Annotated in this window: 22 protein-coding genes and 1 tRNA gene; 12 read left to right on the forward strand and 11 right to left on the reverse strand. The window is 61.8% G+C overall.

Annotated features, from left to right (window positions below; genetic code table 11):
- The first annotated feature begins 61 nt into the window (after window positions 1–61).
- The 3 genes from Clow_RS07880 to Clow_RS11785 are packed head-to-tail and all read left to right on the forward strand — an operon-like array spanning window position 62 to window position 1,586.
- Window positions 62–502 (forward strand): DUF4307 domain-containing protein, encoded by a 441-nt coding sequence (locus Clow_RS07880; RefSeq protein ID WP_055178245.1) that lies wholly within the window; start codon window positions 62–64, stop codon window positions 500–502.
- A gap of 54 nt (window positions 503–556) precedes the next feature.
- Window positions 557–1,081, forward strand: a complete 525-nt coding sequence (gene greA, locus Clow_RS07885) for a transcription elongation factor GreA (protein WP_055178246.1) — start codon at window positions 557–559, stop codon at window positions 1,079–1,081.
- 34 nt (window positions 1,082–1,115) lie between these two features.
- Window positions 1,116–1,586, forward strand: a complete 471-nt coding sequence (locus tag Clow_RS11785) for a hypothetical protein (protein ID WP_055178247.1) — start codon at window positions 1,116–1,118, stop codon at window positions 1,584–1,586.
- 104 nt (window positions 1,587–1,690) lie between these two features.
- Here Clow_RS11785 and Clow_RS07895 read toward each other — a convergent pair whose 3' ends face one another.
- Window positions 1,691–2,488, reverse strand: a complete 798-nt coding sequence (locus tag Clow_RS07895; protein WP_055178248.1) for a Bax inhibitor-1/YccA family protein — start codon at window positions 2,486–2,488, stop codon at window positions 1,691–1,693.
- Window positions 2,489–2,647: 159 nt separating this feature from the next.
- Here Clow_RS07895 and Clow_RS07900 point away from each other — a divergent pair, with 159 nt between their 5' ends.
- The 4 genes from Clow_RS07900 to Clow_RS07910 all read left to right on the forward strand — a co-directional run bounded on the left by Clow_RS07900 (window position 2,648) and on the right by Clow_RS07910 (window position 5,139).
- Window positions 2,648–3,889, forward strand: a complete 1,242-nt coding sequence (locus Clow_RS07900) for an Nramp family divalent metal transporter (protein WP_055178249.1) — start codon at window positions 2,648–2,650, stop codon at window positions 3,887–3,889.
- Between the two features lie 54 nt (window positions 3,890–3,943).
- Window positions 3,944–4,555 (forward strand): alpha/beta hydrolase family protein, encoded by a 612-nt coding sequence (locus Clow_RS07905; RefSeq protein WP_055178250.1) that lies wholly within the window; start codon window positions 3,944–3,946, stop codon window positions 4,553–4,555.
- A 191-nt stretch (window positions 4,556–4,746) separates the two neighbouring features.
- On the forward strand, window positions 4,747–4,875 hold the full coding sequence (locus Clow_RS12155) for a hypothetical protein (protein ID WP_281175669.1): 129 nt from the start codon (window positions 4,747–4,749) through the stop codon (window positions 4,873–4,875).
- A gap of 51 nt (window positions 4,876–4,926) precedes the next feature.
- Window positions 4,927–5,139 (forward strand): hypothetical protein, encoded by a 213-nt coding sequence (locus tag Clow_RS07910; protein WP_055178251.1) that lies wholly within the window; start codon window positions 4,927–4,929, stop codon window positions 5,137–5,139.
- Window positions 5,140–5,260: 121 nt separating this feature from the next.
- Here Clow_RS07910 and Clow_RS07915 read toward each other — a convergent pair.
- The 5 genes from Clow_RS07915 to Clow_RS07935 form a co-directional block, all read right to left on the reverse strand.
- Window positions 5,261–5,334, reverse strand: a tRNA-Leu gene (locus tag Clow_RS07915).
- Window positions 5,335–5,425: 91 nt separating this feature from the next.
- Window positions 5,426–6,379 (reverse strand): Ppx/GppA phosphatase family protein, encoded by a 954-nt coding sequence (locus tag Clow_RS07920; RefSeq protein ID WP_055178252.1) that lies wholly within the window; start codon window positions 6,377–6,379, stop codon window positions 5,426–5,428.
- A 10-nt stretch (window positions 6,380–6,389) separates the two neighbouring features.
- A complete protein-coding gene (locus Clow_RS07925; protein ID WP_055178253.1) occupies window positions 6,390–6,935 on the reverse strand; it encodes a DUF501 domain-containing protein in 546 nt (181 codons plus the stop codon).
- A 5-nt stretch (window positions 6,936–6,940) separates the two neighbouring features.
- Window positions 6,941–7,489 carry a septum formation initiator family protein gene (locus tag Clow_RS07930; protein WP_069724600.1) on the reverse strand — a complete coding sequence of 183 codons (549 nt, stop codon included), beginning with the start codon at window positions 7,487–7,489 and terminating at the stop codon, window positions 6,941–6,943.
- Between the two features lie 7 nt (window positions 7,490–7,496).
- Window positions 7,497–8,159: a metal-dependent transcriptional regulator gene (locus tag Clow_RS07935; protein ID WP_055178386.1), complete on the reverse strand. Its 663-nt coding sequence runs from the start codon at window positions 8,157–8,159 to the stop codon at window positions 7,497–7,499.
- Between the two features lie 384 nt (window positions 8,160–8,543).
- Here Clow_RS07935 and Clow_RS07940 point away from each other — a divergent pair, with 384 nt between their 5' ends.
- Window positions 8,544–9,299, forward strand: coding sequence for an esterase-like activity of phytase family protein (locus Clow_RS07940; protein ID WP_169786577.1), 756 nt, complete (start codon window positions 8,544–8,546; stop codon window positions 9,297–9,299).
- 144 nt (window positions 9,300–9,443) lie between these two features.
- On the opposite strand, the gene Clow_RS12160 is transcribed toward Clow_RS07940, so the two are convergent.
- Window positions 9,444–13,826, reverse strand: a complete 4,383-nt coding sequence (locus Clow_RS12160) for a VaFE repeat-containing surface-anchored protein (RefSeq protein WP_156334788.1) — start codon at window positions 13,824–13,826, stop codon at window positions 9,444–9,446.
- A 584-nt stretch (window positions 13,827–14,410) separates the two neighbouring features.
- On the opposite strand from Clow_RS12160, the gene Clow_RS12250 reads away from it, so the two are divergent.
- From Clow_RS12250 to Clow_RS12255, 3 genes are all read left to right on the forward strand, one after another.
- Window positions 14,411–14,512 (forward strand): transposase, encoded by a 102-nt coding sequence (locus Clow_RS12250; RefSeq protein ID WP_082418606.1) that lies wholly within the window; start codon window positions 14,411–14,413, stop codon window positions 14,510–14,512.
- 137 nt (window positions 14,513–14,649) lie between these two features.
- Entirely contained in the window at window positions 14,650–14,859 is a 210-nt protein-coding gene (locus Clow_RS11790) for a hypothetical protein (protein WP_156334790.1), read from the forward strand.
- 1,426 nt (window positions 14,860–16,285) lie between these two features.
- Window positions 16,286–16,429: an integrase core domain-containing protein gene (locus tag Clow_RS12255; RefSeq protein WP_156334824.1), complete on the forward strand. Its 144-nt coding sequence runs from the start codon at window positions 16,286–16,288 to the stop codon at window positions 16,427–16,429.
- Window positions 16,430–18,387: 1,958 nt separating this feature from the next.
- Here the strand turns inward: Clow_RS12255 and eno are convergent.
- The 4 genes from eno to Clow_RS07985 all read right to left on the reverse strand — a co-directional run bounded on the left by eno (window position 18,388) and on the right by Clow_RS07985 (window position 21,406).
- Window positions 18,388–19,665 carry a phosphopyruvate hydratase gene (eno, locus tag Clow_RS07970; protein WP_055178258.1) on the reverse strand — a complete coding sequence of 426 codons (1,278 nt, stop codon included), beginning with the start codon at window positions 19,663–19,665 and terminating at the stop codon, window positions 18,388–18,390.
- A 145-nt stretch (window positions 19,666–19,810) separates the two neighbouring features.
- The gene (locus Clow_RS07975) at window positions 19,811–20,596 is read right to left on the reverse strand and encodes a lytic murein transglycosylase (protein ID WP_055178259.1); all 786 of its coding nucleotides are present in this window, start codon (window positions 20,594–20,596) and stop codon (window positions 19,811–19,813) included.
- The gene (locus Clow_RS07980) at window positions 20,586–21,194 is read right to left on the reverse strand and encodes a MazG nucleotide pyrophosphohydrolase domain-containing protein (RefSeq protein ID WP_055178260.1); all 609 of its coding nucleotides are present in this window, start codon (window positions 21,192–21,194) and stop codon (window positions 20,586–20,588) included. The genes Clow_RS07975 and Clow_RS07980 overlap by 11 nt, the downstream gene beginning before the upstream one ends.
- Complete coding sequence (locus Clow_RS07985) at window positions 21,194–21,406, reverse strand: antitoxin (protein ID WP_055178261.1); 213 nt, start codon at window positions 21,404–21,406, stop codon at window positions 21,194–21,196. The genes Clow_RS07980 and Clow_RS07985 overlap by 1 nt, the downstream gene beginning before the upstream one ends.
- A 105-nt stretch (window positions 21,407–21,511) precedes the next feature.
- On the opposite strand from Clow_RS07985, the gene Clow_RS07990 reads away from it, so the two are divergent.
- Window positions 21,512–22,996, forward strand: coding sequence for an amino acid permease (locus Clow_RS07990; protein WP_082418607.1), 1,485 nt, complete (start codon window positions 21,512–21,514; stop codon window positions 22,994–22,996).
- Window positions 22,997–23,571: the final 575 nt, after the last annotated feature.

Here is a 23,571-nt window from a genome sequence, read left to right on the forward strand (position 1 = left end):
TATAAATCGGCTAGTCTATACAGGACTGTTCGCACACGTTTTGCACTGGTGGTGGAAACACATGGCCTCACAGCCCTTTGAGCGTCCCCGGTCCCGGTACGGCGCCGCCCGCCCCACCGAGGGGTCCAAGGGACTCAGCGGGAAGGTCATCGCTGTCCTCATGGTGGTGCTGCTCATCGCGTTCGTGATCGTGGTGGCGCGCTACCTCTCCACGCGCGACGAGCCCACGGTGAAGGCCGCCATGACCAACTTCGAGCGGGTGGACGACGCCACCATGCACCTGGACATTGACGTCACGCGCAGCCAACCAGGCGTGCCCAGTTACTGCATCGTCACCGCGATGAACTACGACAAGGCGGAGGTGGGGCGCCGCGAGGTGCTGATCCCCGCCGGAGGCCCGGAGACGCAGCGCCTCGCGGTGGAGATCCCCACGCGCGACCGGGCGGTATCCGGGAGCGTCTACGGATGCTCCACGCAGATCCCCTCCTACATGGATCTGTAGCGCGCCTATGCTAGACCTGCACGCATAACGATGAACTGGTGAAAGGACACCCACATGGCAGATGAGCAGAAGCAGTACATCACCCCGGAGACCAAGGCCAAGCTGGAGTCGGAGCTGCAGGCCCTGATCGACCACCGCCCCGTGGTGGCCGCCGAGATCAACGAGCGCCGCGAGGAGGGCGATCTCAAGGAGAACGCAGGTTATGACGCCGCCCGCGAGATGCAGGACCAGGAGGAGGCCCGCATCAAGCAGATCTCCGAGATCCTGGCCAACTCCACCACGGAGCGCTCCAGCATGATCGAGGGTGTGGCCCACGTGGGTTCCGTGGTGCACGTCTACTACAACGGCGACGAGAACGATAAGGAGACCTTCCTCATCGGCACCCGCGCTGCCGCCTCCGACAACAAGGATCTGGAGACGTACTCCGAGCAGTCCCCGCTGGGCGCCGCCGTGGTGGGTGCCAAGGAGGGCGAGACCCGCGAGTACACCGCCCCCAACGGCAACACGCTCACCGTGACGGTCGTCTCTGCGGCACCCTATGATTCGGACAAGGCAGCTACCCCCCGTTCCTCCAAGTAAGGTTCCCGTTCTTTCCCCGAGAGGACTTACCCCCATGACCATTTCCCGTTCCCTCGCCCTCGCCGCCGTGGCGGCCTCCGCCCTGGCCATCGCGGCGTGCAGCCCGCCGCACCAGCAGGACTCCGAGGACAAGGTGGCCACCGCCACCAGCTTCTCCGCCTCCCCGCAGCGCGCCGCCTCCGCGCCGGCCTCCACGGCCTCGGCAAGCGCCACCACCAGCTCGGCCCCCTCCGAGCTGAACGCGAACGCAACGCAGTTCATCGACTGCACGCGCACCCCCACCGTCGAGCCCTCGCAGGTGCAGCTCGATTGCTTTGGCGCCAACCAGGTCACTGCCCTGGAGTGGGAGTGGGACACGGACTCCGCCACCGGCCAGGGGGTGCAGATCAACCCGAACGGCTCCACGGAGCGCGTCACCCTGGAGCTGAGCGAGCCGGTGACCATGGACGGCTCCCCGGTGTTTTCTCAGGTGAGCCTCAACGGGCGCCCCCTCGACGCCTCCTAGAGCGCCCTTTCGGGTTCCTCGCCATAGAAAAGGAGGGCCCGTCCCCTGCCGGGACGGGCCCTCCTTTTCTATACTTCCCCTGCCTCCTCGCCGGGGACCCGCGCTTAGTCGTTGCGCAGGTAGCTGAGCAGGCGCAGGATCTCGGTGTAGAGCCACACCAGGGTGACCGCCAGGCCCAGGGCCACGCCCCAGGCGTTCTTCGCCGGGGCGCCGGCGCGGATCAGGCGATCGGCCTGGTCAAAGTCCTGGAGGAAGCTCATCGCGGCGAGCAGGATGCACACCAGGGAGAACACGATGGCCAGCGGGCCGCCGTCGCGCAGCGGGTTGAAGTCGAAGATGAGCGCGGTGAGGAGGTTGCCTAGGGCCAGCACCGCGATGCCCACGATCACACCGGTGAGGATGCGGTTGAACTTGGGCGTGACCTTGACCGCGCCGGTGCGGTACACCACGAGCATGCCGATGAACACGCCCACGGTGCCCAGGATGGCCTGGCCGATGATCGCCATGTCCGCGCTGCCGCTGCCCGTCATCCCCTCCGTGAAGCCGGTGTTGGCAAAGAGGAAGGAGAAGCCGCCCACGAACAGCCCCTCGAAGGCGGCGTAGATAAGGGTGACGGCGGCGGAGCCAAAGCTCTTGCTAAACGCGGAGACCAGCACGGTGATAAAGCCACCGATGGCGCCCACGCCGGTGAGCAGCACCGCCAGGCTGGGGTTGACCATCATGCCGATCACGAAGTTCACGATGCCCAGGCCGATAATGATGGCGAGCGTGATGCCGGTCTTGGTCACCACGTCGTCGATGGTCATCGGGCGCTCGGCGGAGGCCTGCTGGTAGCTGCCCTCGCGCAGCTCGCGCTCGGTGGTCTCTGTGAGGTTGCTAAATACCGGGTTGCTGCTTCTCATCGCGGTTCCCCAGTCCTTTCCTTTGCTCGGAGCATGTCACTATGGTGAACGCGGCATGCACCTTCAAAGTTCCCCCTTTTTCCGCTTTTGTCCTCCGAGGGCCCTCACGGCTACCATGAGTTCAACAAATTGAACTTTTCATGATCGTGAGGTGAAACGGTGTTTTCCTCCCCCGAGGCCCCCGCCCGCAGGCATCCAAGGATCACCAGCCTGCTCGGCCCCGCCTTCGTGGCCGCCATCGCATATGTGGACCCCGGCAACGTGGCCGCCAACCTCTCCGCCGGGGCGGAGTACGGCTACCTCCTGCTGTGGGTGCTGGTCCTGGCCAACCTGATGGCGGCCCTGGTGCAGTACCTCTCCGCCAAGCTCGCACTCGTCACCGGGCGCAGCCTCACGGCGGAGCTCGCCGAGCGACTCCCCCGCACCCCGCGCTGGCTCTACTGGGGCCAGGCGGAGATCATCGTGGCGGCCACGGACATCGCGGAGGTCATCGGCGGCGCGGTCGCCCTTCACCTCCTCTTCGGAACCCCCCTCCTGCTCAGCGGCCTCATCGTCTCGGCGGTTTCCCTGGCCATGCTCATCCTCCAGGGGCAGCGCACCCAGCGCAGCTTCGAGGCCATCATCGTGGGCTTTCTGGCCGTCATCACCCTCGGATTCGTCTCCGGGCTATTCGTCTCCGGGCTCGACCTGGGCGCGATGGCGCAGGGGCTCGTCCCCCGGTTCCAGGGCACCCCCACCGTGGTGCTCGCCGCCAGCATGCTCGGGGCCACCGTCATGCCGCATGCCATCTATCTGCACTCCGGGCTGGTGCGCGACCACCGCTTCCGCCCGCAGGGCGAGGAGGGAATGCGCCATCACCTGCGCGCCACCAAGGCGGACGTGGGCCTGGCCCTGAGCGTAGCGGGCAGCGTGAACATCGCCATGCTCTGCCTGGCAGCCCAGGCGTTGCGCGGTGTGGAGGGCACGGACACCATCGAGGGCGCCCACCAGGCCGTGGCCACGCACCTCGGGGCGGGCATCGGCGTGATCTTCGCCATCGGTCTGCTCGCCTCCGGGCTGGCCTCCACCTCCGTGGGGTGCTACGCGGGGGACATGGTCATGCGCGATCTCCTCCGCTTCCGCGTTCCCCTGCTGGCCCGCCGGTGCATCACCCTCGTGCCCGCGCTCGTCATCCTCATCTCGGGGGCCGAGCCCACCTGGGCCCTGGTGCTCAGTCAGGTGGTCTTAAGCATCGGCATCCCCTTCGCCCTCATCCCCCTGGCGTGGCTTACCGCCCGCACCCCGGTGATGGGGCGATGGGCCAACCCCACGGCCCTGAACGCGGCGGCGGCCGTAGTGTGCGCGGCGATCGTGGCGCTCAACATCGCGCTTATTTGGCTCACGCTCACCGGGCAGGCATAGCGGATGTGAGAAACACCACAGTACGGGAATGGGTAAAAATATTAGTATAGCCTAATGCAACTTAACCTACCCTTACATACTAAGGCGGCCACGGCCGCCGTCCCCGGCCTCGCATGCTGCGCGACGCCCGCCCAGGCGGACCAAGCGACGCAGCCCGCCCCACACCGCGTGGTGTTCATCCTCCCCGGCCAGGGCGTGGGCACCCTGCCCTACCAGCCACTGGCCCACGCGCCGACGCCACCACCCTCGCCCAGGAGATTGATCGGGTGCGCGCCGAGGACTCGGAGGCCACCATCTCCCTGGTGGGGCACAGCGCCGGGGGGTATCAGCGCCCGCCACTACCTGAAGAACCTCGGCGGCGCCGAGCACACCGCCGTCTACGTCGCCCTGGGCAGCCCGCAGTACGGCAGCCCCAGCGCCTGCCTCCAGCCCGGCACCGCCCGCGACCTGTGCCCCGGCTCAGGGTTCCTCACCCAACTCAACGCGGGCGATGACACCCCGGGCCCCACCGCCTACTACGCCCTGCGTTCCGCGCAGGAATGGGCGGACGGCCGCCTCGACGGCGGGCAGTGCCGCATGGCCCCATCCCGCACCCGTTCCCGCCGCTCGGCGGCGGCTTCCACCACTCCCTCGAACCGCTACAGCACGAGACCGCAGGTGCCGTGATCGCCGCCCTCAACGGCACCTGCACCGGGGAATACGTCGAGGAAGAGATAGATACCATTCAAGCCGCAAACACCCTGTTCCAGAACGGGATCTAGCCGCGAACCCTCCCCGGCCCCGCTTGCCGGGGCACCGCGGCCAGGTAATAATGGGCGCCTCCACCCTGCCAACCCACGACAGGTACTCCTACAATCATGCCGTCGCGCATAGCCTCACTATCCCGGACCGCGACCGCCACCGTCACCCTCCTGGCGGCGGGACTCACCGCAGGCTGCTCGTCGGAGGATAAGAGCAGGGAGATCGCCGAGACCGTCTATTCGTAGGACGAATTCACCCTCAACGAGATTTTCGATCAGCCAGTGAAGGAAGGGTACGTGTTCTACGAGTACACCGATTCAGACGAGGGAGCAGAACTGGGATTTGACCCCGACGATTTTTATGGGATTGACAGCCACCCCCACTCCTGGGAGGTAATGACGGGCATAGGCGTGATCTTCCAGGACGGGACGCGGGAACCGCTCGTGGAGTGGTTCTCCCCCACCGGGATCAACCGCCTGTGTAAAAATACCGCCCTACACCCGGATTGAGCCAGAAAAGACCACCACCGTGGGCAGCACGATCAAAAAGTTCAGCAATGCGGGGGGAGAAAGAGATCGCAACGCTGTCCATCCAAAAGTAAGACAAGAGATGCATCTCCCCCGCTCACGGTGCCCCCAGTCGGACTCGAACCGACACTGAGCAGATTTTAAGTCTGCTGCCTCTGCCAATTGGGCTATAGGGGCCTACGCCACCCGGCCTGGGGACCAGAACACGGGCTCCCGGAGCACCGGGCGGGTGCTTCGGTCGAGTATAGCGCGTGAGCGCGCGGCAGGATCAAGCAGGATCGCGGAGGCTGTCGATGATCCCGTCCAGAATGTCCTTCTCCGAGATCACAAAGGACCTCGCGGGCGTTTCCCGCTCGATCACGTCCATGATCTCCTGAACGATGATGGAGCCGGAGCCGATCACGTCGGCGCGCCCCTGGTGGATCACGGGGTTCATGGCCCGCTCGGCGGAGGGGGTCGCGGCGAGCTGGCCGGTGAGCACCCGCAGGGCATCAAAGTTCAACTCCGAGCAGTGGATCATGGAGGGGTCGTAGCGCTCTAGCCCCTGGGCCAGCGCAGAAAGGGTCGTGAAGGTGCCCGCGCAGCCCACGAAGGTCGCGGCCCGGGACAGCGGCACGAGGGTGGTGACCGTGTCCAGGCGCTCGCGGATGTAGTCGCGGGCGATCTCCACCTCCGAGGCCGTGGGCGGGTCGCTGCGCATGATCCGCTCAGTGAGCCGCACGCAGCCCATCTGCGCGGAGGTGGCCCCCGCCAGGTCGCCGTCGTGGGTGCCCACCACAAATTCCGTGGAGCCGCCGCCGAGGTCGATCACGCAGAACGGGCCGACGTCGGCGGGCAGGTCCCGCACAGCACCTCGAAAGGACAGCAGGGCCTCCTCCTCCCCCGAGATCACCTCGGCCTGCACACCCGGCTGCACGCGCCCCAGCAGCTCAGCGGTCATGGCGAAGAAATCCTCGCGGTTCTCGGCGTCGCGGGTGGCGGAGGTGGCCACCATGCGCACGCGTTCTACCTTCTCGAAGAGCATGGTGTCCACGTAGCGCTCCAGCGCAGCGCGAGTGCGCGCCAGGGCGTCGGGGTGCAGCTCGCCGGTGGCGTCCACACCCTGCCCCAGGCGCACGATCTCCATGGTGCGGTGGATCTCCCGGGGGACCCCGCCCACGATCTCGCTGATGAGCAGCCGGATGGAGTTGGTTCCGCAGTCGATAGCGGCGAATCGAGTCATCGGGTGCCCCTTACGCTCGGGAGAAGTCAAAGTCGTCCAGGTTGATGCCCAGACCCTCGGCGGTCGGCCAGTCGGCGGGGATGGCGGTGCCACGCAGGTTCCCGTGGTCGGCGGCCATCGCTACGGCCTCAGTGCCCAGCCGCAGCCTGCCGGGGCCCTCCGCGAGAGCGTAGGCAATGAGCACGTGCAGGCACTTTACCCGGTCGGGCATGCCGCCGCCGGAGAAGTCGGTGCCCAGGTCCTCGAGGGCGTTGCGCGTGGCGAGGTAGTGCTCGTGGGCCGCGCGGTAGTCGGCGGCCAGGGCGGCGTCCTCCCCCAGGCGCGAGGTCATCCAGGACATCACGTGCGCCACCTCGAGCCGCGAGGCCTCCGCCGTGAGCCGGGGGTCGGTGAGGTAGTACAGCGTGGGAAAGGGCGTGCCGTCCTCCAGGCGCGGGGCGGTCTTCACCACGGCGGGGGCACCATCCGGGGTGCGGTAGGCGACGTCGAGCACACCCCGGGGGGTGCGGCCCAGCTGCTCGGCAACGGTGGAAAGATCGGCTGCGCTGACTGTCATGCCGATCAGTCTAGGGGACGCTCCTCCTCGATGGGCATGTGCGTGTCCACCTCGCCGGCCTCCAGCGGCTCCTCGGACGTGGCGGAGTCGGGAATGGTAATGGAGTCCCACAACACACTCCACCACTGCTGCGCGCCCTCCTCGTCCTGGTCCTGCGCGGCCTCGGAACCGGTGCTCATGGCGGGGTCAAGGATGCGGAACGCGGTCTCCCCCTCCTCGATCACGCCCAGGCGCTTGCGAGCCTCCTCGCGCTGGTATGCCTCCGAGCCGTAGCGGTCGATCTCGCTCAGCAGGCGGTCCTTTTCCTCCTGCTTCTGCGCGATGGCCTCGGTGGTACGGGCGATGTCCGTGCGCCCCTGGAAATAGTTGCGCAGCGGCACCGCCACCGCCCCCAGAATGAGGATGGCCACCACCACGATCACGGCGCTCTCCGCGATGCTCAGCCGCACGGTGGGCACGCGAAGCCGGGCGCGCGGGCCTTCCGGTTCTGTATCGCGGTGGGACACCGGAACGCGCCCGCGCTGGCGCTTAGGTTTCCGGTCACTGGGTGCCATAGGCTTCTTATCTTAGCGCGAGGATGGATTCCAGCGCCGCAGCACTCACGCTCACCTCGTCTCGCCCCACCCTGAGCAGGGCCATGCCCGGGTAGGGCGGGGGCAGGACCTCCACCCGCGCGCCGGGCAGCACCCCGTGGTCGCTCAGGTAGCGCAGCAGGGCGGGGTCGCGGTCGCGTACCCGCTCCACCACCGCGCTGGCCCCCGGCGGAACCGAGGACAGCGCCACCGCCCCCGGCTCGTCCACGTGGCCGTCCACGCCGGGGATGGGATCGCCGTGCGGGTCCCGCTGCGGATACCCCAGGGCGGCGTCGATACGCTCCACGAAGGTATCCGAGACGGCGTGCTCCAGCACCTCGGCCTCGTCGTGCACCTCGTCGAGGCGGTATCCCAGGTACTGCACCAGGAAGGACTCGATGAGGCGGTGGCGGCGCACCAACTGCACGGCCAGGCGGTGCCCCTGCTCGGTGAGCGTGACGTCCCCGTAGGGAGCGTGATCCACCAGGTCCGCGGCGACCAGCCTCTTGATGGCCTCCGACGCCGTGGATCGGCGCTGCCCCAGGGCCGCAGCGAGGTCGGAAAGGCTGGCTGCGCCGCCGTCCCACTCCTGGCGATCATAAATCTTTTTCAGGTAGTCCTGGGAGCGTTCCGGCAGGTCCGTGATGTGCATGGGCACCATTGTAAGCAGCGCCCCGCCCAGCCTCGACGCCGCACTTGCCAGGTTCCGCGCCGGGCGAAATAATTTCCTTATGGATATATTTCCTCTAAAAACTTATTGCGCTGACCACCTGCCTCGCGGCCCTCCTTCACGGGATCGCGGCCCCTGCCCAGGCCGCACCGCTCTTCGCCTCCGACGACCCCTTCTACTTTCCGCCGCCCTGGGTGTGAACTCTACGAGCTACCCATCGCCCACCTCGCCCTCCTGGCCGGGGCCCGGGTGACCATGACGGACTACGTGGGGCTCGGCACCCCGGGGCACACACCTACGTGCACCACCGGGAGGAGGCCGCCGCCTCCTCGACGCCTCAGCCGACCCATGCTCCCCCATCGACCTGTGGGGGCACGCCCAGGGCGGCGGGGCCACCGCCACCGCGGTGGAGAACACCGCCTCCCTGGCGGGGAGCTCGCGTGGACCTCGGAGGGGTGGGCCAAGGAAGGGAACTTCCGCTCCCCCGCCGTGATCCTCAGCGACGCCTCCGGTAAGGAGATCAGGCGCCTCTCCGTGCCCTCCTACCACGCCCCCGACTCCGAGGGCACACGCGGCGTGCGGCACAACAAGGCCAACGAGGGGCTGGCGGTCCTCGGGGAGGACGCGCTCGTCACGGCCAACGAGGGCACCCTTGTGCAGGACGGCCCCATGAACTCAGAGGAACGCGGAATGCGGGTTCGCCTCACCCACTACGCCCTGGACACCGGCCAGCCGCTCGCGGAGTATCCCCTGGAGGTCGGCGCGCTCTACCCCGGCGCCCGCGACCGGGGCGTCTCCGAGATCATCGCGGGCGAGGACGGCAGCCTCTACGTCATAGAGCGCGGCTACGTGCCGGGGCGAGGGAATCGCGGCGAGATCTACCGGGTCACGCTGGACGGCGCCACGAACGTGCTGGGCAAGGAGGCCCTCGACGGCTCCGAGACGCCCGCGCGCAAGGAATTGGTGTTCGACTTCGCATCCCTGCCCGAGCACCCGGACAATATTGAGGCCCTGGCCTGGGCACCCCGGCTTGCCGACGGCCGCGCGCAGCTCCTGGTCGCCTCCGACGACAACTTCAGCGATAAGCAGCGGACCCTGCTCCACCGGATCGCGCTGGGGTAACGGCCTCGTGGGGGTTCATCGGGGGTGGGGGCGTGCCCTGCACATAAGGGAAGGCCCCCTGCGGCGGTTATCCACCAACCACAGGGGGCCTCTCACCCATCCAGCCCTAGGCACCGCTTTAAGCGCCCGGCCACTGTCACTGCCCTAGATCCGAGAGGGCATACCCTCCTCAAACACCAAGGAACCAGACGGAATCGCCTTAATCGAGCGACGCGGCGTCTTCGGAGCCACGGCCTTACCCACCTCAGGCGCACCCTCGGTAACCACCGTGACGTTCTTATCCTTCTTCGCCGCCTTCACCTCCTGCGACGGGGCCGGCTTCAACACATCCTGCGCCGACACCGTCTGCGCCTCATCATTGATGTCATGGTGCACAGCCACCACCTCACCATCAGCATTCAACAACGTCTCAAAAGCAACCTGCTTCAAGCAACCACCATCAACCACCGTCACCGGCACGTTGACCTGACCATCAGCAACCTGCGGCACAAACGTCACCTTCGCCGTCGCACCCGTGGACTCACCAGAATCCTTGCACATCAACTCAGCAAACAACTCATACTTCTTACCCACAACCAGGTTGCTGAAGCTCACCGTATCGACCACCGTCGCACCAGCCACCAAGGCACCATGATCCTCAATCGCAGCATCCGTCGTGATCACCGGCTTCGCGGGCTTCTCGGTCGGCTTCGCGGGCTTCTCGGTCGGCTTCGCGGGCTTCTCGGTCGGCTTCGCGGGCTTCTCGGTCGGCTTCGCGGGCTTCTCGGTCGGCTTCGCGGGCTTCTCGGTCGGCTCGCCCGGCTCAGCAGCAGGCTCAGGCTCCTCGCCCGGCTTCGGGGTCACCGCATGCGCAGGATCCACATCCGAATCCACCGACTCACCCGGCTTGTGCTCCTTGCCATCAACATCCGTCCACGCAACCTCCTTGCCATTCTCATCCACCGGAACACCCGTTGCCTTCGCCTCATCAGCATGCAACGTCCCAGCCTCCGGAGCCTTGATCTTCGCAGTGAAGTTCACCGACTCACCAACCTTGATGTCCTGCTTGGCAGGAGTAATCTCACCAAGCTCGATACCCGCAGTATCCGCATCCGTCAGCTCATCAGCAACAGAGACATCCTTCAGATCCAGACCACCAGTGTTGGTCACCACAAAGGTCACCGTCAGCTCCTGATCCGCATCCTTCGCCTCAAACGCCTTCGACGCATCCTGCGCATCCACCACACCATCAGCACCAGGGGAATCCTGCGGCTTCTCGGAACCGGTGAACTCCTCAGTACCGATGTACTTCTTCAGCTCAAGCTTCGCAGTACCCGGCTTCTCCTCAGAGTTCACGGTCTGAGCAGCGTCGTTGATGTCCTTGTGCTCCGCGATCGCGTTCGGCGACGACACATCCGGGGTCTCATTGCCCTTAGCGTCGACAACCTTCGAGGTCAGCTCCTCGAACGCCACCGCAGACGACACATCCTTGGCATTCGCATTAAACGAGATGTCCACGTCCACGGAACCATCCACAGACTCCGCATCCGAGGCCGGCGTGGTAAACGTCTTCTCACCAGAACCAATCACACGATCCTGATCATCCTTGTCGCGCATTTCAGCCTTCAGCGTGTACTCCACACCCGGCTTCAGACCCTTATACGACACCGTATCGACAACCTTGCCGCCCGGGGCGATCTCCATCGTCTTCGGATCCACCGACGTACTAATAGACGGCTCCAAATCAGACGGCTCCGCAGGCTCAGCAGTCACCGACGCCGTCGGCTCCTGCGTCTCCACAGGCGCCTGGGAGGAAGGCTCCGGCACCGGCTTCTCAGACGACGGCATCGACTCATCAGAAGACTCATCTTCCGGGTTGACCTGATCCTTGTCGTCCTGACTGGAAGGAGACACCCCCTCCTGCGGGCGCTTCGGCTTCGGCAACACCTTAGAAGCATCCTCAGAGGTCACCGTCTGAGCCGCATCCTCGATGTCCTTATGCTCCGCGATCACATCATCCGCAGAACCCTCCGGCAGATCCGCAGCCTTATTCTCCTGCGCCTCCTTATCCGAAGACTTCAGCGTCTCAAACGCCACCGCAGCCTCAACCGGCTCGGCCACAGAATCATCCACCGTAATCGGCACGACCACAGAACCATTACCCGACTCATCCGCCGTGAAGTCCTTCGAACCAGAACCCAGCACCTTCGACTCGTTGGCCTTATCCACCAACTGCGCCTCCAGGGTGTACTGCTTACCCGGCACCAAATCCTCATACGTCACCGTGTCGTTGACCGTGGCACCCGCAACCACCTGGGTGGCACCCTCAGCGAACTCCGCCTGCGTCTTCACCACCGGCTTACGCGGCTCAGAGGTCTTCGCGTGCGCGGGATCCTCATTCGACTCCACCGGAGTACCCGGCTGCTGACGCTCACCGTCACCATTGACCCACGGAATCTCCTTACCGGTCTCATCCACCGGAGTACCCGCAGCCTTGGCCTTATCACCATGGAACTTACCCGCAGCAGGCGCCGTCAACGTCGCCGTGAAGTACTTCGTCTCACCCTCAGCGATGTCCTGGGACTCCGGGGAAATAGCCGACAACTCAGAAGACTCAAAACCCTCACCAGTGATCAGCTCATCAGTGACCTTCACACCCTTCAGGTTCAGCTTCCCGGTGTTCTTCACCGCAAACGTGACCGTCAGCTCCTGACCCTTCTTCGCAACATAAGCAGTGTCCTTATCCTGCGCATCAATCACACCAGGGCTACCGGCACCCTCAGCCTGAGGCACTTCCTGGCCCTCAAACTTCTGATCACCGATATACTTCTTCAGCTCGATAGCCGCCTGCTGATCCTCAGCAGAGGTCACCGTCTGAGCCGCATCCTCGATGTCCTTATGCTCCGCGATCACATCATCCGCAGAACCCTCCGGCAGATCCGCAGCCTTATTCTCCTGCGCCTCCTTATCCGAAGACTTCAGCGTCTCAAACGCCACCGCAGCCTCAACCGGCTCGGCCACAGAATCATCCACCGTAATCGGCACGACCACAGAACCATTACCCGACTCATCCGCCGTGAAGTCCTTCGAACCAGAACCCAGCACCTTCGACTCGTTGGCCTTATCCACCAACTGCGCCTCCAGGGTGTACTGCTTACCCGGCACCAAATCCTCATACGTCACCGTGTCGTTGACCGTGGCACCCGCAACCACCTGGGTGGCACCCTCAGCGAACTCCGCCTGCGTCTTCACCACCGGCTTACGCGGCTCAGGAACGCCAGGTTGATCGATGGGGATGACACGCTGAGGCGAAATGGATTCATCTGCCTTATAACCATAGGGATCCCTTACTACAATATAAGAGCCCTCTGGCGCCTGTACCTCTTTCCACTCGTTATATTTTTCCCGAGCAGGACCGACGAGATTTTTGTATTTAGGATTTTTCTCGAGCTGCTCAGACTGATTTCCCACCGCTAGCCGAAGCGTCATTCCAGCTAAAAGCATATCTTTATTTGATTTATTTTTCATTGCTTCACGTGCAAACTTAATAGCCTGCACAGCAACATTAATATGCTCCTGCTTGAGAGTTTCTTTCGGACGAGGATTGACTTTTGGGAGGTGCGCATGGGGATTTTCAGCACCATCAATCCTCCGATAAACGCTCTCTATTTTTCTCGGCGCCTCGTACTTTGTGGCTCGAGAAAAATATTCTCCTGGATTTTTATTTACATCAAATTGAAGTTGACTCCATTCATCAGCTCGACCAAAAACCCTAGGATCCACAGATCCATCTTTCCGGAAAATTAAATTTCGAGCACGCTTTTCCCCAGTCTCAATGCCGGCAACTTTCTGCTTGTGAGAATGGAAACTAAGACGATACGGATCGATGCAGAATACAACATCGCCATCCTCAAGCCTTCCCCATCCGGCAAGGATAGAGGAATCGGATCGAAGTGCTGGGTCAGTTTTTTGCCGTTCTTCATAATCGGCGCGGTAATAAGGAAATGTGCCAAAATGATTGGCGATTAAGGTTTCACCTCCTGAATGACCAACTTTTGTTTCATTTTTAGGTATGAAGGAGGTAAGTTCAGAATCTTTATCTGGCGACCAGTTCTTTACTTCCTCGCCTAGACCACGCTCCTCTGGGGAGGATTTCCACTCCCTATAGATACGGTCCATACTCTCTTCTGCTTGAGACATGAAACCCTCGTCGGCAACAGCGGGAAACGAGGAAAAAGCAACAATGAAAGAAGAAAATATGGCAACTATACGTTTGATGTTGTCCACATAAGGCCCTTCGTACGCGTACATGACTTCACAAATCCCCGTTATGGTAACACATAAGCGGCCCTTTTGAGAGTTCAAATTTTTGAGATATTTCTCACATATTCCGATGAGAAAGCCGTTGATAGCCCCGCTCAGCTTATTCGAGGTAGTACGACGGCCCACGTAGGCCATGATGTCCGCACAGCGTTTCTGCAGGGCCCGACCCAGCTTTCGTCGCTCGGACAACTCGGTAGGAACATCGCAAGTGATGGCTTTGCTCATCACCTGTGTGCGGTGTCCGATCTTGCGAAGGAATAGGCAGCAACCATGTAATGCACACACTCGAGGTCACCTCGACTGGGGGCATGAGCTTCAGTCTTGAACAACTCCGCGAGACGCTCTTCTTGGGTGTCGGTGAGCAGGTTCGATCCGGTCCGCAACCTCCGGAGTACCCTGTAGAAACCATCATTCCACCGCCCTGATGTGCGTGTGGAGTGCTCTAAGGTTTTAGGTCCAAGTGACTTAAGTGTTGTCCATTGATCCCCTGCCTCTAGGTAGAAAGAATGGACCAATGGTAAAGAAGGTCAGCACACACACTCCCGAACAGACTACTCGCAAGCTTGATGAAACCCGGGAGCTGTAAAGAATCGCGATCAACAACAGCTTAGATCCTCACAGAGCTAGGTATCAGTCACACCACTGGTCTGGGCTGGGTTAGATAGACCATGCGGTTTGATCGTGTCTTCTGTGACAGCCCCTGTTGGGCGGGAAGACTGGTAATCATGAAGAAGCTTTCGAAGCACACCCTGAGCAGATTGCGGCCACACTCGACACAGCCCGGTCTATGAAGCCCTCGGGTAAGTACCGTGGCCGAAGTCTGCCGTGACCTCGGCGTCAGCGAGGCAACCTACCATCGCTGGGTCAAGCAGTACCACGACATGCCCTGCAGCCGAGCCCACCGCATTTAAAAAGCCGCAGGAAGAAAACACCAAGCTCAAGCACCTACTCGGGGAAACCGAGTGGGAAAAAGTGCTACTAAAAGAGCCCACGGAGGGAAAATCTGACCCCGGCACGCAGATATGAAACCATCGATTACGCTCTACCGGTGGGTTATTCCACGCGCTTTGCCTGCCGCGTCATCGGGGTATCCAAAGCGGCGTACTACAACACCGGCAAACGCCACCAGGAGCCTGGCGTGGATAAATACCCCGCTCTGCGCAGTTGGCTCGTCACCTTCGCTGGTGAGCACCGACGCTGGGACTCTCGCCGCGCTTGGGTAAAAGCCAGACCAGCCGGCCTTGACCTGTGGCCGTGATGTGGTGCGCCGCCTGTGGCCCCAGCAGGGTGTGCGGGTCTTGCCTCGCAAAGCTCCTAAGCGACGGTGCTTGCCTGTGCCAACACCCCGCACGCAGCCAGCTGTGTGTCCAGGGGAAGTGTGGGGTGTTGGACTTCCAGTTTGATAGCAGCGACCAGGGCAAAGCCTTTCACGATCTGCAACGTGATCGACGAGTTCACCGGTGAGCATGGTGGTTTTTCAGGTCACTCGGTTAATTACCGCTACTGCGGTGAGTGACCTGCTGGAGAATTTTAGCCGCTGCGCGCGGCGGCAGGCCGGGGGTGTTGCGTATGGATAACGACCCGGAGTTCATCCAGCTATGAGCTGACTTGATGACAGCCAAGCACGACACTGTTGAAGCGTTCATCCCACTGGGAATGCCCTGGCATAACGGGTTTGTGGAGTCCTTCTACAACCGGCTACGTGGACGAGCTGTGAGAAGACGAGATGTTCGACGACCCTGCCCATGCGTCGTGTTGCCTGCGACCGTGTTCAAAGCGCTATGATACCCATCATCCTCATTTAAGCCTAGGGTTTATCCCGCCGACTGAGTACACCAACCAATGCCACCAAACCCAGGAAGGCACTCAAACCGCACGGCTCTAAAAACTAACCCGGACCACCACGCTAAACCGGCGGCAATCAACCTCTGGATCGACGAGCAAAAGCCAAGCTAGAGAACGACAGCGCCTTCATGAGGACAACTCCCACCTTGGAGCGCCTGCCAGGACAGGCCGATTGGGAGAAGACAGCGCGCAAAGAACTCTCAGAAGGAAACGTCTCAACCCAGCTCGCTGTCACCATGCCGTGTGGCATCTAGTCAGGCTAGGCTCCTGCCAAAGATCCGCTTGCCAGATTGTGGACCTGACACGCTTTGAGCATCAGCGTGCCAGAAACTGCGACAACACGCCGGATACATACGCGTCACAAAGCACATGGATCCATAAATTCACCAAGGATCACCGCCGATGGGGACACCGGCATACCCGGATGAACGCTTGTCCTGAAGAATGTGCAGTGTGCCGGGAAACGTTTCGTCGGATCTGGTGTGAACAAGCCCTACAGGTCCTGCACCGAAAAAAGCGCACGCGAATCGCGGCACAGAATCATCGCGAGGTTCTCGCAGCCCAGTACCCAAGTCATGTGTAGGCGTTGGATGTCCAGCATGATTCCACCGGGCACTCCAACCCTTAAGATATGCAACGTCATCGATGAGCATACCCACGAACACGTCGCTTTCGCTGCCGATAAACAGATCGATGCGGACTCGACGATAAAAATACTTGACCTGGCCTGCATTGACCCTAGCGGGCCCCGCGGATGATCTGCATATGGATAATAAGCCTGAACTCACCGCTCACGCACTACACGAGTGGGCTGAGGAGGATGAAACGTCCAGGCGCTCATTCCTCCGGGTAATCCCTGGCACAACGGGTTCGTTGAGTCGTTTCATACCCGGATGAGAGACGAGCTTTTCGAGGACAACAGTATAGAGAATCTTAAATCACGCCAGCACGCTCGTAACCCAGTCAGCACAGCTCTACAATAACTCCCATCCGCATTCTTACCTGGACCACCTCAGCCCACGACAATATACGCAATAATGAAAACAAAAAAGCATGACCAAAACTTAAACCGACTACACCTAAAACTTAGACCACTCCAGGTCGAGGGTTCTGCATCCAATACAAAATCTTGAGGCAGTCAAGCGCGGCCTTCAAATTCTATCTCGCAGACAGTTTTCGCCGCGAACGCCGCAAAAAATCAGATTCGATACAGGAAAGACATTTTATCATGAAACAAACGAGAATAACTTACCTAAGATCGTATCACTTCGTGACACCTTCAAAGCTGGTGTACGGTACGTGGAGCAAGTTCCACTGCGTGGGTTGACTACTCCACCGTCTCATCCGAAAGGATCGACGCAGTTCATCTCATTGAAATCGCCCTTCAGCGGGGATAGCTTATTACGCTTACAGGACCTCTTTGAGGTATATCAACCCATCATCCGGATCGATGAGAAAGCGCAGTTCAACTACGTCAAAGTTTCAGATTTTTTGATCTGCATGGAGGTCTCAACACAGCACGCGTTCTCATCGGCGTGAACATCAACTCCTCGCGAATAACCACACTTAAGCCTGACGAAGTCCACTTTACGAGAATCAATCCAGGAAACGCGGCATCGTGTTATTCCAAGTTTCATCGACAGGGCGTTGCAATTTCGAACAAGAAGTAACGACTTAATTGACGAGAAAGTTCTTAACTGAGGTTCGAAGATCGACACCTGATCATACCCTTCCCGATCACGCGTTGCCGTAGACGACATTAAAACACTACTGATTCCACTCTTCTACTTTTCGCTCGACAACCTCATTGATGTCGCAAAAGCCGTGCGTACAGCAGCCAATAAGTACTGGAATCTCATGCAAGAGCTCAGCGGCGTAGTCAGCGCAGGTTAGGCAATGTTCCATGGCCAGATGTATCGCGACAACATTGCGATGCTGATGATAACCACACTCTACAGCATCGAATTTCGAGACATAAAACTTCCATTTTGTCCAGAAATTAGCAATTCTCTAATCTCTTCCCGCGAACAAAATGGTCGCCCCATCAAACCGTCAGTCGCACATCAAAAAATACTCCTATGATGTCCTGATATAGAGGAGATAAAAAAACGCACAGAAGAATCGTTCGTTAACATTAAAAACACAATTACCAACATTCCCATATTAGGAAGATTTAGCAACACTGACAAGGAATTGAAAAAAGAAATTAACCACCAAGGGAACGGCATATTTCGACAGAAACTACAATTGGACAGACAGAAGTGTGAACGTATTTTCACAGATTTCCCCCAGATAGTCAAATAGGAAAATATCTACCCGCACATTCAGCAATAAGAACCATCTAGAGAAAGGAAAGTACCACTATTCTAAATATCAATTATATCCACAATAAGGATTGAAGTTAATCAGAAAGAAAAATTTACCGCCTTTCTACAGTCGGAAAAATTATTTTCCCTTCCGCCCTGCACCCTCCCTACTCATCCTTTATACTCACCCCCGAGCAATATCTGGCAACACCACGAAGAGCTGGTAGGAACTAAAACAAATATCTCTCCTATTTTTTCTCATGAACGCTCCCATACAGGTTCCACTTAACCCGCCGCAATCCACCTGCCCAGAAAATTCCACACCCACAGAATCTCACACGAAACAACATACAAGCATGCCCATTAATAAAAGATGGAATAACAGTAAAAAATTGCAATAACCCTGAATCTATCCCCATCCACACCGCAAAAGCCACCATCGCAACCCCGAAGGTCTGTCCATCAAGAAGAGGCGTTAAAATTCTAGTCGATTTTCCTGTTCAGACACACTCCGACAGCACCGTGTCTGCCAGCGAAAGAAAGAAATATATAGCCAGCGGGCCCAGTCAGTGCACGCCCCCTGCCCACACACAAACAACAAAAGCGGCGGGCTGTTCCCCCCCCAACACAGGCTCCTAGCCTCGGAAACGCGGGAAGGCATCACGCCCCGCGTACACGGCGGTCTCGCCCAGCTCCTGCTCGATGCGCAGCAACTGGTTGTACTTGGCCACGCGCTCGGAACGGGCCGGGGCACCCGTCTTGATCTGTCCGCAGGACAGCGCCACCGCCAGATCCGCGATGGTGGTGTCCTCCGTCTCACCGGAGCGGTGGGACATCATGGTGCGGTAGCCGTTGCGGTGCGCCAGTTCCACGGCGTCGAAGGTCTCGGTGAGGGTACCGATCTGGTTGACCTTGACCAGCAGGGCGTTGGCAGCCTTCTTCTCGATGCCCTCGCGCAGGCGGGCGGGGTTGGTCACAAAGAAGTCGTCGCCCACGATCTGCACCTTGTCTCCGATGGCGGCGGTCAAGGCGGTGTAGCCCTCCCAGTCGTCCTCCTGCAGCGGGTCCTCGATGGAGACGATGGGGTACTCGTCGATCAGCTCCTCGTAGACCTTGGCCATCTCCTCGGCGGAATGCTGGCCGCCCTCGAAGTGGTACGCGCCGTCCTTGAAGAACTCCGAGGAGGCAACGTCGAGGGCCAGGGCCACGTCCCTGCCGGGCTCGAAGCCGGCCTTCTTGATGGCCTCCATGATGAGGTCCAGGGCCTCCTTGGTGGAGCCCACGGAGGGGGCGAAGCCGCCTTCGTCGCCCAGGCCGGTAGACAGGCCCTTGGACTTAATCACGGACTTCAGCGCGTGGTAGACCTCGGCGCCGGTGCGCAGCGCCTGGGCAAAGGTCTCCGCGCCAATGGGAGCGATCATGAACTCCTGGACGTCCACGCCGGAGTCCGCGTGGGCGCCGCCGTTGACGATGTTCATCATGGGCACCGGCAGCACGTGGGCGTTGGGGCCGCCGATGTAACGGTAGAGCTGCAACCCGGCGGACTCGGCGGCGGCCTTGGCCGCGGCGATGGACACGCCCAGGATGGCGTTCGCGCCCAGGCGGGACTTGTTCTCGGTGCCGTCCAGGGCGATCATCGCCTGGTCGATCAGGCGCTGATCGTCGGCCTCCATGCCGGCGATCTCGTCCGCAATCTCCTCATTCACGTTTTCTACGGCCTTGCTCACGCCCTTGCCCAGGTAGCGCTCGCCGCCGTCGCGCAGCTCGTGCGCCTCGTGCACGCCGGTGGAGGCGCCGGAGGGCACGCCGGCCACGCCGTGCGCGCCGTCGTCCAGGAACACCTCCGCCTCGACGGTCGGGTTACCGCGGGAATCCAAGATCTCGCGGGCAAAAACGTGCATGATGTCAGCCATCGTGGCCTCCTATTGCCATGTCAATCGGTACTTTCCTGGGGTTCGTGACGCGCCAGCGCGCCTCCCCTGTTCAATTGTTCCAGAAAATCCCGCGCGTGGGTGTCCGAGTCTGCCCGAACGTGCCTGGCTGTGACGGAGGTCCCTCCTAGGGCGCCGGCTGGCGCAGCGCGTAGGAGTTGGCGGCATCGCGCACCTTCACCAGGTATTCCTCGGACATGTTGTAGGAGCGAATGGCATCCTCCCACTGATCGGCGTCGCTGAGGTCCCTCCCCGAGCACAGAAGATGGGCGGCGGTGAGCGCGGCGTCGTCGATCTGCTGCGGGTCCGCCGTGCCGTCGCCGCTGGCGTCGCGCCCGTAGCGCGCCCAGGACTCCGGGATGAACTGCATGGGTCCCACGGCGCGGTCGTGCTCGCTATCGCCGTCCAGGCGGCCGCCGTCGGTGTCCGGGATCTCCGCCACGCCGGGGGAGCCGTCAAGGGGGATGCCCACGATGGGCGGGGAGACCACGCCGTCCTCCCCGATGCTGGAGTGGCTGAACCACTTGCCGGAATAGGTGCCGTGGCGAGTCTCCACATAGCCCAGGCCCGCCAGGGTAGTCCATCGCAGGTGGCAACCGGGCCAAGCGTCGGCGGCGATCAGCTCCGCGTTGCCGTAGGCGCGCAGCGCGGCCTCGGGAATGCCGGTGTCCTCCGCGAGGGGTTCGGCCCAAAAGCCTAGCTTGTCCGAGGTTCGTCCCGGGGCGTGCACGTCTATCCCGGGAACCTCCTCGCCCGCGCGCGGCGGGGTTTCCCGGGGAATCGGCTGGAGGCTACGCGCCCCCTGATACCCACCCAGCACCGCAAACCCCCACGCCACCAGCGCAATCACCAGGATCAGGGCAAGCACGATGCCGCATCCGCAGCCTGCCGCCCTACGCCCTTCACCCGCCATGAGGATTCATGGTAGCGCAGCGCTCCCGCCGCTTGCCCTCGGCCCACAGGCGCTCCTGCTCGGCCACCGGCACGACCTCCTCGGTGCCGTCGAAGAGGTAGGGCGCGCGCGAGTGCATCTTATGTATAAAGCTCATGGCCACGTCGTCCAGGTCAAAGTCCCCGCGCTCCTCCGCAATCTGGGAGTGAAAGAGCACCTGCAGCAGCACGTCGCCCAGCTCCCCGCGCAGCTCCCGGCCGGTGCCGCCCCCGCGCACCTCCTGGGCGAACTCCGCCGCCTCCTCGAGCAGGTAGGGCACCAGCGTGGCGTGCGTCTGCCCCCGCTCCCACTGCCCTATCCGACGCGCCCGGCGCATCACCTGGCGCGCCCGGCGCATCGGATCGTCCAGGCTCGGCGCCGCAACGACCTCGCAGCCCTCCGGGATCTCCTCGGGCCGCGTGGTCACCAGCGTGCCCTCCCCGGCCGGCAGCACCTCCCCCAGCCGCCTCACCACGCCGGGCGGCGCCTCCTCGGTGCCGCGCACCGGCCCCGTGCAGCGCCCCCAGGCGTCCAGGGGGATCTGGTCGGGCCAGCGGGCGTCGAGAAGCAGCGCCAGCATTACTGCTCGTCGGGGTTATCCGCCGCGGACTGGCCGCCAATCTTATCGTCGATGGCGTTGCGCACCTTGTCCACCTGGTCGGCCTTGTCCTGGCCCAGCTTGTCCTTGGCCAGGTCGGCGGCCTTGTCCAGCACCTGATCGGTCTGCTCCTCGGCCTTATCGGACTTCAGGAAGTCCTCGGCCTTCTTCTTGGCCTCGTCAAGAAAACCCATTGTTATTCATCCTTTCGCGGTTTTTATGTACTACCGCCCTCCCACGGTACGGGATATTCGGCGGGCGGGTTTATCTCCCCTTACCCAATCCGATAAATTGGGTGGGTGACTGTAGGAATCTCCCAGGAAGAAAGCACCCGCTCCGTCCCCATGTGGACGCTCGTAGCGCTCATCATCGGCTCCACGGTGGGTGCCGGGATCTTCTCCCTGCCCCAGAATATTGCCTCCGTGACCGCGCCCGGCGCCATGCTCATGAGCTGGGGCATCGCCGGGGTGGGCATGCTGTCCGTGGCCTTTGTCTTTCACATCCTGGCCCGCCGCAAGCCGCACCTGAACTCCGGGGTGTACGCCTACGCGCGGGCCGGGCTGGGCGACTTCATCGGCTTTGCCTCCGGGTGGGGCTACTGGCTGGGGTCCATCATCGCACAGGTGGGATACGCCACGTTATTCTTCACCACCCTGGGCCACTACGTGCCGATTTTCTCCGAGCAGCACCGGCTTGCCACCGCCCTGGCCGTCTCCGCGCTGACGTGGGTCATCTTCGCCATTCTGGCGCGCGGCGTGCAGCAGGCCGCGCTGCTCAACACCGTCACCACGGTGGCCAAACTCCTACCCATCCTCTCCTTCATCGTGCTCACCGCCTTCCTCGGGTTTAGCTGGGACCGCTTCACCGTGAACTTCTGGGGCGAGGCCAGCGGGGCCAGCGTCTTCGAGCAGATCCAGGGCACCATGCTCTTTACCGTGTGGGTGTTCATCGGCATCGAGGGGGCCTCGGTGTACTCCCGGCAGTCGCGCTCCCGCCGCGACATCGGCCGCGCCACCGTGATCGGCTTCCTTTCCGTGCTGGCCCTCCTGGTCAGCGTGTCCGCCCTCTCCTTCGGCGTGCTCACCCAGGCGGAGCTGGCGGCGCTGCCGGATAACTCGATGGCCTCCGTGCTCGAGGTCGTGGTGGGCCCCTGGGGCGCGGGGCTCGTCTCGGCGGGCCTGTGCCTCTCCGTGCTGGGTGCTTACGTCTCCTGGCAGATGCTCTGCGCCGAGCCCCTCATGCTCATGGCGGCCGACGGTCTCCTGCCCTGCAGGGTGGGCGCCACCAACGGCTCCGGCGCGCCCTGGATGGCGCAGCTCGTGTCCACCGCCGTGATTCAGATGTTCGTGGTGGTGTTTTTTCTCAACGAGACCACCTACGTCTCCATGGTGCAGCTCGCCACCGTGCTCTACCTGCTGCCCTACCTCTTTTCCGCGCTCTACCTGGTGCTGCTGGCGGCCCGGGGCCGCGGGCTGACGCACCCGCGCGCGGGGATCGCGTTTAACGACGCCGGCCCCGCCATGAGCGCGCGCGAGAACCAGCGGCACCTGCTGGTGGGCGGCATCGCCCTGGTGTACTCGCTGTGGCTCTTCTACGCCGCCGACCCCACCTACGTGCTCTTCGGCGCGCTGGCGCTGCTCCCCGGCCTGATCCCCTACGTGGTCACCCGGCTGCGCAGGCGCGAGCCGCTGTTTAGCCCCTTCGAGTGGGCCGTGGTGGCCGTGGTGGTGCTGGCCTCCGCCGTGGCGGCCTGGGGCCTGGGCACGGGCGCACTGAGCCTCTAGGACATGCACCCCACCCCACCACGCAAGGATGAGGATCTGTACCAAAAAACGCTTTGACACAGGTCCTCGCATATCAAAACCGAAAACCTTGAAAACCCTTACCGAACCACAAAGACTCCACTGGGATCAAGATCATACTACCCCACAACCATAAAGGGGGTTCATCGCGAAGATATTTCACGCATCTTTCCCAATGGGAGCAATCGTGGCGACAGTCGCACCAGCAGCAAGCATAGAATAGTAAAAATTTCTCCCCCGGTACTCTTAACCTCGTTTCCCCTTCTTTCCTCATGCTCCACCGACACCAAGGATGACCAAGCACTCCTTGCCACCACAGAAAAGGCCGCTAGCGAAAGAGGGATTGATTCCGGAAATGTAATACTCACTCTCGCCGATGTATACGGCGATGAATGGGAAGAATACGTTGCACTTTGTTCTAATGCGCAACGACATCAGGTAGCAAAGGCGCTCAACGTAAAAGAAAGCGATGTGCCGGAGCTGCAGCAGGACGATAATGCCCTACTGCGCCTCAATGGCACACAGGTCGCCGCCGAGGTCCACCATAAAGAGGACTT

The organism is Corynebacterium lowii (genome assembly GCF_001412085.1).
GTDB classification, from domain to species: domain Bacteria; phylum Actinomycetota; class Actinomycetes; order Mycobacteriales; family Mycobacteriaceae; genus Corynebacterium; species Corynebacterium lowii.